Genomic DNA, 12,720 nt, shown 5'->3' with positions numbered 1-12,720 from the left:
ATTCAAATCTCCTTGGTCAGGCTGGGGCGGTTATCAGTGTCATCGTTGTCTTCGTCGGCAGCGGACAGCGGACGGGCCGGCGTGCGTTGCTGGCCGGGCCCGCCTTCGTTGGTTTCCTTGCCTTCGTCGATCTTCGGCCCTTTGCGCACCAGGCGCATCATGTAGCCCAGACCGGCACCGAACAGCGCGAAATACACTACGACGAACAGGACCAGGGTGATGCTCATCTGCATGAAGCTGTGATTGGAGGACGCATCCGCCGTGCGCATCAGGCCGTAGACCACCCAAGGCTGACGGCCGATTTCAGTGGTGAACCAACCGGCGAGGATCGCGATCAGACCGGACGGCCCCATCCACAACGCCAGATACAGAAACGGTCGCGAGGTATACAGCTTGTCGCGTTTGCGCAGCCACAGGCTCCACAAACCGGTGAAGATCATCAGCAAACCCAGGCCGACCATGATCCGGAACGACCAGAACACAATGGTCGAATTCGGTCGATCCTCAGGCGGGAATTCCTTGAGCGCCGGCACCTGTTTATCCAGGGAGTGAGTCAGGATCAGGCTGCCCAGGTACGGAATCTCGACGGCGAATTTGGTCCGCTCTTCCTTCATGTCCGGCCAGCCGAACAGGATCAGCGGGGTCGGCTCATCGCCATGGTTTTCCCAGTGACCTTCGATCGCGGCAATTTTCGCCGGCTGATGCTTGAGCGTGTTGAGCCCGTGGAAATCACCGATGACCGCCTGGATAGGCGCCACGATCAAGGCCATCCACATGGCCATCGAGAGCATGGTGCGGATCGCCGGATTGTCCTTGCCCCGCAGCAGGTGCCAGGCCGCCGAGGAGCCGACGAAGAATGCGGTCGCAACGAATGCCGCCGTCGCCATGTGCATCAGGCGGTAGGGGAACGACGGGTTGAAGATCACCGCCAGCCAGTCCACTGGAATCACCTGGCCATTGACGATTTCGTAACCCTGCGGCGTTTGCATCCAGCTGTTGGAGGCAAGAATCCAGAAGGTCGAGATCAGGGTGCCAATGGCGACCATGACCGTCGAGAAGAAGTGCAGGTTGCGCCCCACCTTGTTCCAGCCGAACAGCATGACGCCCAGGAAACCGGCTTCGAGGAAGAACGCTGTCAGCACCTCGTACGTCAGCAACGGCCCGGTCACGGCACCGGCGAAGTCCGAGAAGCGGCTCCAGTTGGTGCCGAACTGATAGGCCATGACCAGTCCGGAGACCACCCCCATGCCGAAGTTGACGGCAAAGATCTTCGACCAGAAGTGATACAGGTCGCGATAGGTGTTGTTGTTGGTTTTCAGCCACAGCCCTTCGAGCACCGCCAGGTAACTCGCCAGGCCGATGGTGATGGCCGGGAACAGGATATGGAACGAGATAGTGAACGCGAATTGGATTCGGGCGAGATCAAGTGCCTCCAAACCGAACATAAGTCTTCCTCTGTCAGGTAATACCGGCTGAAGGCCTGCGGCCTGCACCCACTGCCCCCACGGATATGGAGTGTGGCGAATTCGAATTCGTTCTTTTTCTGCAAACATCACGACGTAGGGAGTCTGGCCATCTGGCCGCCGGATCATTTCCACCAAGGGTCTTGATCTGGATCAAGTAACGCTGAAAGAGTAGTCCGGTTTTTGACGATGGACGCTGTGGTCTTTTGCCGCGTGACAGGTTGCCTCACTGACGTCGCCCTTAAGATCGGTGTCTAGCTAACTAAATCCCTTGGCTCCGCAACTTCTAGTTACAGGTTGATGATAATCTCGACACCTCCCTCGCCCGGATTCGTCATCAAATGCCTGACCAAGCGCCACTGCTGCTACGTCATCACCGCCCTTTCATCGCGTTCTGGCTGGCTCGGGTATTTACCGCCAGCGGCTTTCAGATGCTCACCGTGGCCATCGGCTGGAACCTGTATCAGCTGACCGGCAATGTGCTCGACCTGGGTCTGGTGGGACTGGTGGAATTTGCCCCGCGGGTGCTGTTCATGCTGCATACCGGGCACGTGGCGGACCGTTATGACCGACGCAAGGTCGCGGCAATCTGCCAGTCCCTGCAAGCCTTGATCGCCCTGTCCCTGGCCATCGGCAGTGCGACCGACCATGTCACCCGGGAAATGATTTTCATCCTCGCGTTCCTGCTGGGTGCCGCCCGTTCCTTCGAAATGCCGACCACCCAGGCCCTGCTGCCGAGCATCGTGCCCAGTGCGCTGTTCCCGCGCGCCGTCGCCGCCGCTCAGTCAGCCCAACAATCGGCGACCATCGTCGCTCCGGCACTCGGTGGCTTGCTCTACGCCTTCGGCAGTGTCTGGGTGTATGGCCCGACCGTGATTCTCTACGTCATCGCCTGTGGCTTGATGCTCAACTTGCCCGGTCGACAGACACCGCTGAACAAGGGCAAGGCCACCCTCGATTCGTTGCTGGCGGGCATCCGCTTCATTCGCAGCCGTCCGGATATCCTCGGGGCGATTTCCCTGGATCTGTTTGCGGTCCTGCTCGGTGGCGCGACAGCGCTGTTGCCCGTATTCGCCAAGGACATTCTGTTGACGGGTCCCTGGGGCCTTGGCCTGTTGCGTTCGGCCCCGGCGGTGGGGGCGTTGCTGATGTCGCTATGGCTGGCGCGGTTTTCCGTGGATCGCAAGGTCGGGCGAGTGATGTTCACCGCGGTGGGCGTGTTTGGCGTGGCGACTATCGCGTTCGGCCTGTCCACCTCCTTCTGGTTTTCCCTTGCCGTACTGGTGGTGCTGGGTGCGGCGGACATGATCAGCATGGTGATCCGCGCCTCGTTCGTGCAACTGGAAACCCCGGACGAAATGCGCGGCCGTGTCAGCGCGGTGAACGGTCTGTTCATCGGCGCCTCGAACCAGTTGGGCGAGTTTGAATCCGGCCTGACCGCCCATTGGTTCGGCACTGTGCCGGCGGTGGTCATGGGCGGCATCGGCACGCTGGTGGTGACCGGGGTCTGGATCAAGCTGTTCCCGACCCTGGCCCACCGCGACCGCATGCATATGCCGGTTGAAGAAGTCCGGGTTTAAAGCAGTTTGTCCAAGGTGATCGGAAAATCCCGCACCCGTGTGCCGGTGGCGTGGTAGATGGCATTGGCCACGGCTGCCGCCACCCCGACGATGCCTATTTCGCCCACGCCCTTGGAACCCAGGGCATTGACGATCTCGTCGTGTTCTTCGACAAACAGTACGTCAATGTCGCCGATGTCAGCGTTTACCGGGATGTGGTATTCGGCCAGGTTGTGGTTCATGTGACGGCCCAGGGCGTGGTCGGTTTGAGTCTCTTCGTGCAACGCCATGCCGATGCCCCAGACAACACCGCCAAGGATCTGGCTGCGGGCCATTTTCGGGTTGACTACCCGGCCCGCAGCGATCGCACTGACCACACGGTTGACCTTGACGATACCCAAGTCCTCATCGACCAATACCTCGACGAACACTGCCGAGTGAGTAGCGGTGGCATAGGCTTCGCGTTTCTTGTCGGGCTCGGCATCCACCTGAACCTCGATCGCCTCTTCCCCGCTGTCCCTGGCCAGCGCGGCCAATGCCACCCGCGCCTCGCCGAAGGTCAAATGCCCTTCTTCGAAAACGGCCTGTTCAGCGGTCACGCCAGCGAATGCCGCAGACGTCTGCCGCGCGACGGCAAGCAGTTTTTCCTTCAAGGCTTCACAGGCTTGCTGCACCGCGGTGCCCACTGACGAGACAGTGAATGATCCTCCCTGCAACGGCGCGGTCGGTAAGGACGAGTCGCCGAGGATAAAGGTGACATCCTTCACCGAAACGCCCGACGCCTGTGCGGCGATTTGCGTCATCACCGTGTAAGTGCCGGTGCCGATGTCTGTCGTTGCGCTGCTGACCGTCAGTTTGCCGTGGTGATCGAGACGGGCTTTGGCACTGGCCTTCTGCTGCATGGCCTCCCAGACGCCACCGGCCATGCCCCAGCCAACCAGCTGCCGGCCCTGGCGCATGCTGCGGGGTTCGGCATTGCGTTGTTCCCAACCGAAGCGCTTGGCGCCCTGGGCATAACACTCGCGCAATGCCTTGCTGGAATAGGGTTTGTCTTCGTTCTGATTGCGTTCGGCAAAATTGATCAGGCGCAACTGCAGCGGGTCGATCGCCAGGGCGCAGGCCATTTCATCCAGGGCACACTCCAGGCCGATCAGCCCCAGCGCGGCACCCGGGGCGCGCATGTCCAATGGCGTGAACACATCCAGCGGCAACAATTTGTAGGTCAGCTGCACGTTGTCGCAGTGATAGAGCATGCCGCTCCACTCCACCACATGCTCGGTGAAATCTTCGAATCTGGAGGTCTGGCCAATGGCGGTATGGGCGATCGCCAGCAAACGACCATTGGCCGCCGCCCCTATTTGCAGACGCTGCAATGTGCGGGGTCGGTAACCGAACGTAAACATCTGCTGCCGGGTCAGCGTCACCCGCACCGAGCGCTTGAGCGATAGCGCCGCCATGACGGCCAGTACGAGCTGATATTGCGGGCGCAAGCCCGAGCCGAATGCACCGCCGACATAAGCCGCGAAAATTCTGACGTGCTGTTTCTCGAGTCCAAAGACCTTTTGCACATAGGACTGACAGTTCTGCGTACCCTGGGTCTTGTCGTGGATGTGCAGGCTGCCATCGCCCTGATACAGGACCGTGCTGGCATGGGGCTCCATCGGATTGTGATGTTCGATCGGCGTGCTGTAGTTCAGGTCCAGGCTGATGGCTGCGCCGGCAAATTCCTCCTGAAAATGCCCACGGGGTTTGGGCAGATCGACGGGTGCCTCCCGGGCTTCGCCTTGCAGCTTCAGCAAATCGGTCTGATGCTCTGCGGTTTCGTATTCGATCACCACCAGTGAACCGGCATACCGCGCCAATTCAAGATTGTCGGCGACCACCAGCGCCAGCGGTTGGCCACTGTACAGAACCCGGTCGTTGTACAAGGGGCGGAACGGCGAGCCCTCGGCCGAGTCGGCGTCCTCGTATGGCTCGTCGTAACTGGCGATTTTCGACCGGTTCGTGTGATCGATGATCGCGATCACACCAGGCAGCGCCAATGCCTTCGATGCATCAATCCGGACTACCCGACCACTGGCGATGTTGCTGGAAACGACGCTGCCGTGAAGCAGGCCTTCTTCGGTGAATTCGCCGGCGTATCGTGCCTGACCGGTCACTTTGAGCTGACCGTCGACCCGGTCCAGCGGCTGGCCCAAGGGTTGAGTGAAATTATTCATCGGGCTGCCCTCCCTGCGCGGCATCGCTCAGGGCGCGGACAATGGCCCGCCGCGCCAGTTTGACTTTAAACGCGTTGTGTTCGAGCGGTTCGGCGTTTTGCAGCAGGGTATCGGCGGCGGCAGTGAAGGTTTCACGGCTGGGTGCCTTGCCCGTCAGCCAGCTTTCGACGGCCTTGTCACGCCAGGGTTTGTGCGCCACGCCACCGAGGACCAGCCGCGCTTCGCGAATGATGGGCCCGACCACCTTGAGCGCTGCGGCCACCGAGACCAGCGCAAAGGCATAGGATGCGCGATCGCGTATCTTCAGGTAATGGCTGCAGTCGGCGAAACCGGCAGCGGGCAGCTCGATGGCCGTGATCAGCTCATCGTCGGCCAGTTGGTTGTCACGCTCCGGAGCCTCGCCGGGCAAACGGTGGAAATCGGCAAACTCGATGCTGCGCGCACCACCACGACCCTGCACGTGTACCACCGCCTCCAGCGCAGCCAGGGCCACGCACATGTCTGAGGGATGCGTGGCGACACACTGCGCACTGGCGCCAAAGATGGCGTGGATTCGATTCAGACCATCGCGAGCCGGGCAACCGCTGCCCGGCTCGCGTTTATTGCACGGCACGCTGGCGTCGTAGAAGTAATAGCAACGGGTACGTTGCAACAGATTGCCACCCGTGCTCGCCATATTGCGCAATTGCGGCGATGCGCCCGCCAGAATGGCTTGGGACAACAGCGGGTAACGTTGCTCGATCAAGGGGTGCCAGGCGAGGTCGGCGTTGCTGACCAGGGCGCCGATCATCAGTCCGCCCCTGGCCGTTTCGCTGACTTCACGCAGAGGCAGGCCGGTGATATCGATCAGGTGCTCGGGTCGGGTGACGTTTTCCTTCATCAGATCCAGCAGATTCGTACCGCCCGCGATGAAACGCGAGGCGGGACCTGCGAGATGCACGGCATCCTGCACCGAATCCGGCTTGCTGTAGTGGAAAGGATTCATTGGCCACCTCCTTGCCCGACACCTTGCATACAAGCGGGAAGCGCTTCCTCGATGGCATCGCGGATGTTGTTGTAGGCACCGCAGCGGCAGAGGTTACCGCTCATCCCTTCTCGAATCTGCTCGGAGGTCTGCGCCCGGCCTTCATTAGCCAGTCCCACCGCCGAGCAAATCTGCCCTGGCGTGCAGTAGCCGCATTGAAAGGCATCATGCTTGATGAAGGCACGCTGCATCGGATGCAGTTCCTCGCCGTTGGCCAGGCCTTCGACCGTGACCAGGTCGGCACCGTCGCACATCACCGCCAGCGTCAGGCAGGCGTTCACTCGCTTGCCATTGAGCAACACCGTGCAGGCGCCACATTGACCGTGGTCGCAACCTTTTTTTGTGCCGACCAGGTCCAGTTGCTCACGCAACAAATCCAGCAATGTGGTCCAGGGCAAGATCTCAAGCTGACGCTCCTGACCGTTAAGGGTCAGGCCCAGCGGGAGTCGGGCGAATGACGGTTGCGCAGCGTCGGGAGTGGTCGCGCTCATAAACACCTCACGGTTGGTCGTACGTTCGCGGCGTTTTCGCAAACCGCCGTCATATGGGGTACGACTTCGGGGAAGGTGAGAGTGTTCAAGGGAATTGATTTGTGGCGAGAAGCTTGCTCGCCACAAGCGCAGCGCTAGCCCGCCAATTCCCCTGCCACCGCGGTCCGCGTGGGCTTGCCACAGAGTTGCTCCACCAGCGCCAGGGCAAACTCCAGTGCAGCACCCGAGCCCTGGGCGGTGATGCAGTTGCCGTCGACGACCACTGGCTGGTCGACGAAGTTGCAACCCGACAGTTGATGGCTGGCCGATGGCAGGCAGGTCATTCGTCGTTGGCGCAGGACGCCAAAGGCCTGCAGCGCGAGTGCCGGGGCCTCGGCGATGCCGGCGAACAAACGCCCGGCCGCCGCCTGATCCTTGACCAATTGTTGCAAGGGTTGATGCGCCGCCAGATGTTGCGCCCCCACGTCCCCACCCGGGAGTACGATCAGATCGAACGGCTGGGCCAGCAAGTCCACCAGCATCGCATCGGACGTCACTCGGGTGCCACGGGCACAGGTGAGCATGCGCCGTCCCTCGATACTCGCCACCACCACCTCGACTTTGGCACGGCGCAGGACATCGATCAGGGTCACTGCTTGCAGGTCATCGATGCCCTCGGCGAGGGTAATCAGAGCTCTAAAGGTCATGGGCGCAGTCCACTGAATGATCCTTAAAGCGTAGTCAGCTTTCCCGCCTTTCGTTCGCGTCTGCCGTTACTTGATGTACAGCTGCGTCGACAGGGTATTGCCAGGCGCATTGGTCGAGGTATTGCTAAAGGTGAAGGTTCCCTCCTGTTTGCCTGCCAGATCGAAGACATACATATAGCCGACCGTGTGTTTCCCTACGGTGCATTCAGTCAGGTTGCCATTATCAAAGGCACAGATCGGGGTCCGGGTGCCGTTGATCTCGAAGCCGTCCAGCCCGACATGCGCCCCACGACCGTAGCCGACTTCCAGCACGTAGACCCTGATGTTCGCACCACTGTGATTGCAGCGTGTCTGTTCCTGTCCCTGGGCAATGCTCTCAAAACCACAGCCCGGCGACTCGACCCGGAGCACCTTCACCTGACTCAAAGGCGGCGCCGATGCAGCCGAGGCGATCTGTGCCCCTGCCAACAGGGCCATCGAGAGTCCGAATCCATTCACCAGCTGTTTTCCCATGCAATACATAAGTCCCCCCCACACCGGCGCGCAGTATGGCTCACTTGGCTTTCACGCAAAACATCGACGACGATCGCCGCCATAAGCAGTCATAACCCCACGCTGCTGGTATGATGCGCGGCTTTTTCCGACCTGCAGCAAATTATCGGGCGCCTGCGGTGGCCTGTGCTTTGCTGTTGAAGTCGATACATTCACGGCGCCTGGCGCGCCACGGGGAGCAGACATGCTGGAAAGGCTGTTTCAACTCAAGGCACACGACACCAACGTGCGGACCGAGATTCTGGCGGGCGTCACGACGTTTTTGGCCATGGCCTACATTCTGTTCGTCAACCCGAGCATCCTCGGCGAGACCGGGATGGACAAGGGGGCGGTGTTCGTCGCGACCTGCCTGGCGGCCGCCATCGGCTCCACCGTGATGGGCCTGATCGCCAACTACCCGATCGCGCTCGCGCCGGGCATGGGCTTGAACGCCTTCTTCACCTATACCGTGGTCCTGAACATGGGTCACACCTGGCAGGTGGCACTGGGTGCGGTGTTCATCTCGGCGGTGATGTTCTTCCTGCTCTCGATCTTCCGTATCCGGGAATGGATCGTCAACAGTATCCCGTTGCCCCTGCGTTCGGCCATTGCCGCTGGTATCGGCCTGTTCCTGGCGCTGATCGCCCTGCACAACGCCGGCATCGTCGTCAGCAACCCTGCTACCATGCTCGGCCTCGGCGACCTCAAGCAACCGGCCCCGATCCTCGCCACCCTGGGCTTTGCCCTGATCGTCGCCCTCGAAGCCCTGAAGGTTCGCGGCGCCGTGCTGATCGGCATTCTGGCCGTGACTGTCGCCTCCATCGTCATGGGGTTCACCCCCTTCGGCGGCGTCATGTCGATGCCACCGTCGCTGGCGCCAACCTTCCTGCAACTGGACATAAAAGGCGCACTGGACATCGGTCTGGTCAGCGTGATTTTCGCTTTCCTGTTCGTCGATCTGTTCGACAACTCTGGCACCCTGATTGGTGTGGCCAAGCGCGCCGGCCTGATGAGCAAGGATGGCCACATGCCAAAAATGGGTCGTGCCCTGATCGCCGACAGTACCGCGGCCATGGCCGGTTCCTTGCTGGGGACTTCAACCACGACCAGCTACATTGAATCCGCCGCTGGCGTGAGTGCTGGCGGCCGCACCGGCCTGACCGCTGTCGTGGTTGCGATCCTGTTCCTGCTGGCGTTGTTTTTCTCGCCACTGGCTGCCAGCGTTCCGGCATTCGCCACGGCACCTGCCTTGCTGTTCGTCGCAGTACTGATGACATCCGGCCTGGCCGAAATAGACTGGGACGACATCACCGTTGCTGCACCGGTCGTGGTCACCGCCCTGGCCATGCCATTCACTTATTCCATCGCCAACGGCATCGCCTTCGGTTTCATTTCCTGGACCGCGATCAAGCTGCTGTCCGGCCGCGCCCGTGAACTGAATTCGGCGCTGGTGATCCTGTCGATTCTGTTCGTGATCAAATTGGGTTGGTTCAACGCATGACTTTTGATACCCAGGCTTACGCCATTCAACTCGAAGAAAAGGTCACGCGCCTGCGTGATCTGCTGGCCCCGTTCGATGCGCCAGAACCTGCCGTGTTCGACTCACCGCTGAAAAACTTCCGCCTGCGCGCAGAGTTTCGCCTGTGGCGCGAAGCCGGCGAGCGTCACTACGCGATGTTTTCCCAGGAAGACAAACGCACGCCGATCCTGATCGAAGAATTTCCCATCGCAAGCCTGCGCATCAATCAGTTGATGCCGCAGCTCAAGGCAGCCTGGCAGGCCAGCGCAGCCCTGAGTCACAAGTTGTTCCAGGTGGAGTTCCTGACCACCTTGGCGGGCGATGCCATGATCACGCTGTGCTACCACCGTCCGCTGGACGAGCATTGGCACGCCGCCGCCTCGACACTGGCAGCCGAGCTGAATGTCAGCGTCATTGGCCGCTCCAAGGGCAAGCGCGAAGTCATCGGTCAAGATTACGTGATAGAGAAACTGGAGGTCGGCGGCCGCACGTTCAGCTACCGCCAGCCGGAAGGCGCGTTTACCCAGCCCAACGGCACGGTGAACCAGAAGATGCTCAACTGGGCCTACGAATCACTGGGCGATCGTTCCGACGATTTGCTTGAACTGTACTGCGGCAACGGCAACTTCACCCTCCCCCTCGCGACCCGCGTGCGCAAGGTGCTTGCCACCGAAATCAGCAAGTCTTCGGTCAATGCGGCATTGAGCAATCTCAGCGATAACGCGCTGGATAACGTCACCCTGGTGCGCCTGTCCGCCGAGGAACTGACCGAGGCGTTGAACGAAGTGCGCCCGTTCCGTCGTCTGCACGGCATCGATCTGAAAAGCTACGAATTCGGCAGCGTCTTCGTCGACCCGCCGCGTGCCGGCATGGATCCGGACACCTGCGAGCTCACCCGGCGCTTCGACAACATCCTCTATATTTCCTGCAATCCACAAACCCTGGCGGCCAACATCGCCCAACTGCACGACACCCATCGCATCACCCGTTGCGCGATGTTCGACCAGTTCCCATGGACACATCACATGGAATCCGGGGTGTTGTTGACCCGTCGTTGATCGCAGTTGCCGCCTACGAATCAGCCGTCATCACGACGGCTTTTTTGTGGACATTCAAAGAGCGACTTCGACCTTGCGCGGGCGCCCGCCCTTCCTGCCGTTGGTCCGCGCGGCCTCTGCCTTGGCGGCAGTGCTTTGGCGACCGTTGCGCGAGGCGATGACCGAGGCGGCCATGTCCATCAGCGGCTTGCTCGCCGAAATCATCCCGGCAATGGATATCTGCAAGTCCTTACCTTCATGACACAGGGCGGTGCCGGCAAAACCGACTTTCAATCCGGCGTAATCCTCGCTCCTGAAATCCTCGAATTCCGGGTAGCACTTCACTGGAAGCAATACGCCACTGCCATCCTCAAAGCTGACGGCCAGGCACGGTTCCAGAAACGTCACAGCCGTCGCCTGCAAACCGCTATTGCGGCGCGACCGGCCTCGCTCGATCGCTTCATCCAGCACTGACTCTGTGACGGGTCGATCCCCATGATTTTTGGCCTTTACTGCTTTCATAATTCAATCTCCACACCCTCCATTGTCCCCATCAGGGTCAACCGGGTCCTGTTCTCCAGAGGCTCATAACAAGCCGAGTCAATCATCTGGGTGGTACTTGCGATCTGCTTAACCACGACGACTTCGTTGTTGCGCCAATCCCATAATTGACGGTCGAGACAAACCGTCTGCAATTTGTTCCACCAAATGCCGCGAGCTCGCCGTAAATGGGCAGATTGCCTGAGCGTCTGACGCAAGCCCTCAAGCACCGCTACAGGTGGTCGTCGCGCATGAGGAATAACATCCCAAAGCTCTACGCCGTTGTGCCAAAAGCTGAACTTGAAGCGCGCGCTCCATGTGCTCGCGTCCACATGCACATGAGGCGGGCAATGCTCGTCACGCAACAGGATCACCAAAGAAAATCCTTTGTAGCTGCATACTCTCATGCTAACCCATCCGTTAGGTTATTGAGCTCAACGGCTCACCAATCCTTGAAGAATCCGACCACCGGTACAGACTCACGTCCAATACTCGAATTTTGAGGCTAGCGCGCAAAGTCGTTCTGAGTACCCGGATCACAGGGAAAAATGGTAAGCAATCCTTTCGCCAATTTGATAAATACAGAATTAGCCACTCCATTTGATCCCTGGTGTAATCAATCATGCAGCGACAATTCGACGATCTTCAATTGGGCAGCATCGAGCTGTTTTGCCTGGCCGCCGAGGCCGGTAGCTTCACCGCTGCCGCGCTGGTGGCGGGCGTGACGCCGGCAGCCGTGAGCCGATCGGTGTCGCGCATGGAGGAGCGCCTCGGTGTGCGGCTGTTTGCGCGCACCACTCGTAGCGTAAAAATGACCGACAGTGGCCGACGCTATTACGAAGAGTGTCGTCAGGCGCTGGCGCAACTGGTCGAGGCCCAACGTGAGGTCATGGGCCAGCAACAGGAGCCTTCCGGCACCTTGCGCATCAGTATCCCCACCACGTATGCCCATCACCGCATCCTGCCGTTGCTGCCGGCGTTTCGGGAACGCTTCCCGGCGGTGAAAGTCGAGTCGCACATCAGCAATCGCAACATCGATTTCGTGGACGAAGGCTATGACATGGCCATCCGCGTGCGGGCGATCCCGGATTCCGGCCTGATCGCCCGTCACCTGGAAGACGCAGGGTTGGTGATGATCGCCAGTCCCGCCTACCTGAAACGTGCCGGCATTCCGCAAACCCTCGACGACCTGGCGCAGCATGAATGCATTCAGTACGAACTGCCCAGCAGCGGCCGGCGCATTGCGTGGTTGTTCAACGACGACGGCGTACAGCGAGAGATTCTTGCCGAGGGCAGCCTCAGTTGTTCCGACGACGTGCTCGGTGGCGTGACCCTGGCCAAACATGGGGCGGGTCTGTTTCAGACTTATCGCTTCATCGTCGAAAACGAACTGGCCGATGGTTCGCTGGTGGAAGTACTCAAGCCTTATGGCGGGCGTTCGCGGCCGTTCACCCTGCTCTATCCGCAGAGTCGCCATGTACCGCTGCGATTGAGGGCTTTCATCGATTTTCTGGTCGAGCATCTGCCGCGCTGAGAAGATCGCAGGGTGTTCGGGATTGAGGTGTCGCGCAAGACCTGTAGGAGCTGGCTTGCCAGCGAAAGCAGTCTGTCAGCCAGCACCTCTGCCAAACGTGCCGCCGCCTTCGCCGGC

At 60.3% G+C, this 12,720-nt stretch carries 12 protein-coding genes; 4 read left to right on the top strand and 8 right to left on the bottom strand.

Annotation, left to right across the window (positions count from 1 at the left end; translation table 11 throughout):
• Positions 1–2: 2 nt before the first annotated feature.
• Complete coding sequence (locus J2W17_RS20265; RefSeq protein WP_307338227.1) at positions 3–1,445, bottom strand: cytochrome ubiquinol oxidase subunit I; 1,443 nt, start codon at positions 1,443–1,445, stop codon at positions 3–5.
• 359 nt (positions 1,446–1,804) lie between these two features.
• Here J2W17_RS20265 and J2W17_RS20260 point away from each other — a divergent pair, with 359 nt between their 5' ends.
• Positions 1,805–3,043: an MFS transporter gene (locus tag J2W17_RS20260; RefSeq protein ID WP_307338225.1), complete on the top strand. Its 1,239-nt coding sequence runs from the start codon at positions 1,805–1,807 to the stop codon at positions 3,041–3,043.
• On the opposite strand, the gene J2W17_RS20255 is transcribed toward J2W17_RS20260, so the two are convergent.
• The 5 genes from J2W17_RS20255 to J2W17_RS20235 all read right to left on the bottom strand — a co-directional run bounded on the left by J2W17_RS20255 (position 3,040) and on the right by J2W17_RS20235 (position 7,955).
• The gene (locus J2W17_RS20255) at positions 3,040–5,241 is read right to left on the bottom strand and encodes a xanthine dehydrogenase family protein molybdopterin-binding subunit (protein WP_307338221.1); all 2,202 of its coding nucleotides are present in this window, start codon (positions 5,239–5,241) and stop codon (positions 3,040–3,042) included. The genes J2W17_RS20260 and J2W17_RS20255 overlap by 4 nt on opposite strands.
• Positions 5,234–6,226 carry an FAD binding domain-containing protein gene (locus J2W17_RS20250; protein ID WP_307338218.1) on the bottom strand — a complete coding sequence of 331 codons (993 nt, stop codon included), beginning with the start codon at positions 6,224–6,226 and terminating at the stop codon, positions 5,234–5,236. Before J2W17_RS20250 ends, J2W17_RS20255 begins: the two co-directional genes overlap by 8 nt.
• The gene (locus tag J2W17_RS20245) at positions 6,223–6,756 is read right to left on the bottom strand and encodes a (2Fe-2S)-binding protein (protein WP_307338215.1); all 534 of its coding nucleotides are present in this window, start codon (positions 6,754–6,756) and stop codon (positions 6,223–6,225) included. Before J2W17_RS20245 ends, J2W17_RS20250 begins: the two co-directional genes overlap by 4 nt.
• A 134-nt stretch (positions 6,757–6,890) precedes the next feature.
• Positions 6,891–7,442: a DJ-1 family glyoxalase III gene (locus J2W17_RS20240; protein ID WP_307338212.1), complete on the bottom strand. Its 552-nt coding sequence runs from the start codon at positions 7,440–7,442 to the stop codon at positions 6,891–6,893.
• Between the two features lie 66 nt (positions 7,443–7,508).
• Entirely contained in the window at positions 7,509–7,955 is a 447-nt protein-coding gene (locus J2W17_RS20235; RefSeq protein ID WP_373460002.1) for a DUF4879 domain-containing protein, read from the bottom strand.
• Between the two features lie 223 nt (positions 7,956–8,178).
• On the opposite strand from J2W17_RS20235, the gene J2W17_RS20230 reads away from it, so the two are divergent.
• Positions 8,179–9,474 carry an NCS2 family permease gene (locus J2W17_RS20230; protein ID WP_307338206.1) on the top strand — a complete coding sequence of 432 codons (1,296 nt, stop codon included), beginning with the start codon at positions 8,179–8,181 and terminating at the stop codon, positions 9,472–9,474.
• Positions 9,471–10,550, top strand: a complete 1,080-nt coding sequence (gene trmA, locus J2W17_RS20225; RefSeq protein WP_307338202.1) for a tRNA (uridine(54)-C5)-methyltransferase TrmA — start codon at positions 9,471–9,473, stop codon at positions 10,548–10,550. The genes J2W17_RS20230 and trmA overlap by 4 nt, the downstream gene beginning before the upstream one ends.
• A 54-nt stretch (positions 10,551–10,604) precedes the next feature.
• Here trmA and J2W17_RS20220 read toward each other — a convergent pair whose 3' ends face one another.
• The gene (locus tag J2W17_RS20220; RefSeq protein ID WP_307338199.1) at positions 10,605–11,051 is read right to left on the bottom strand and encodes a DUF2442 domain-containing protein; all 447 of its coding nucleotides are present in this window, start codon (positions 11,049–11,051) and stop codon (positions 10,605–10,607) included.
• Entirely contained in the window at positions 11,048–11,476 is a 429-nt protein-coding gene (locus J2W17_RS20215) for a DUF4160 domain-containing protein (RefSeq protein ID WP_307338196.1), read from the bottom strand. The genes J2W17_RS20220 and J2W17_RS20215 overlap by 4 nt, the downstream gene beginning before the upstream one ends.
• A 215-nt stretch (positions 11,477–11,691) precedes the next feature.
• Between J2W17_RS20215 and J2W17_RS20210 the strand changes: the two genes are divergently transcribed.
• On the top strand, positions 11,692–12,603 hold the full coding sequence (locus tag J2W17_RS20210; RefSeq protein WP_307338193.1) for a LysR family transcriptional regulator: 912 nt from the start codon (positions 11,692–11,694) through the stop codon (positions 12,601–12,603).
• Positions 12,604–12,720 lie beyond the last annotated feature (117 nt).

The organism is Pseudomonas lini (genome assembly GCF_030812475.1).
Classification (GTDB): Bacteria; Pseudomonadota; Gammaproteobacteria; order Pseudomonadales; family Pseudomonadaceae; genus Aquipseudomonas; species Aquipseudomonas lini_A.
The sequence above is the reverse complement of the archived record's forward strand: the minus strand, read 5'-3'. Positions and strand labels throughout refer to the sequence as shown.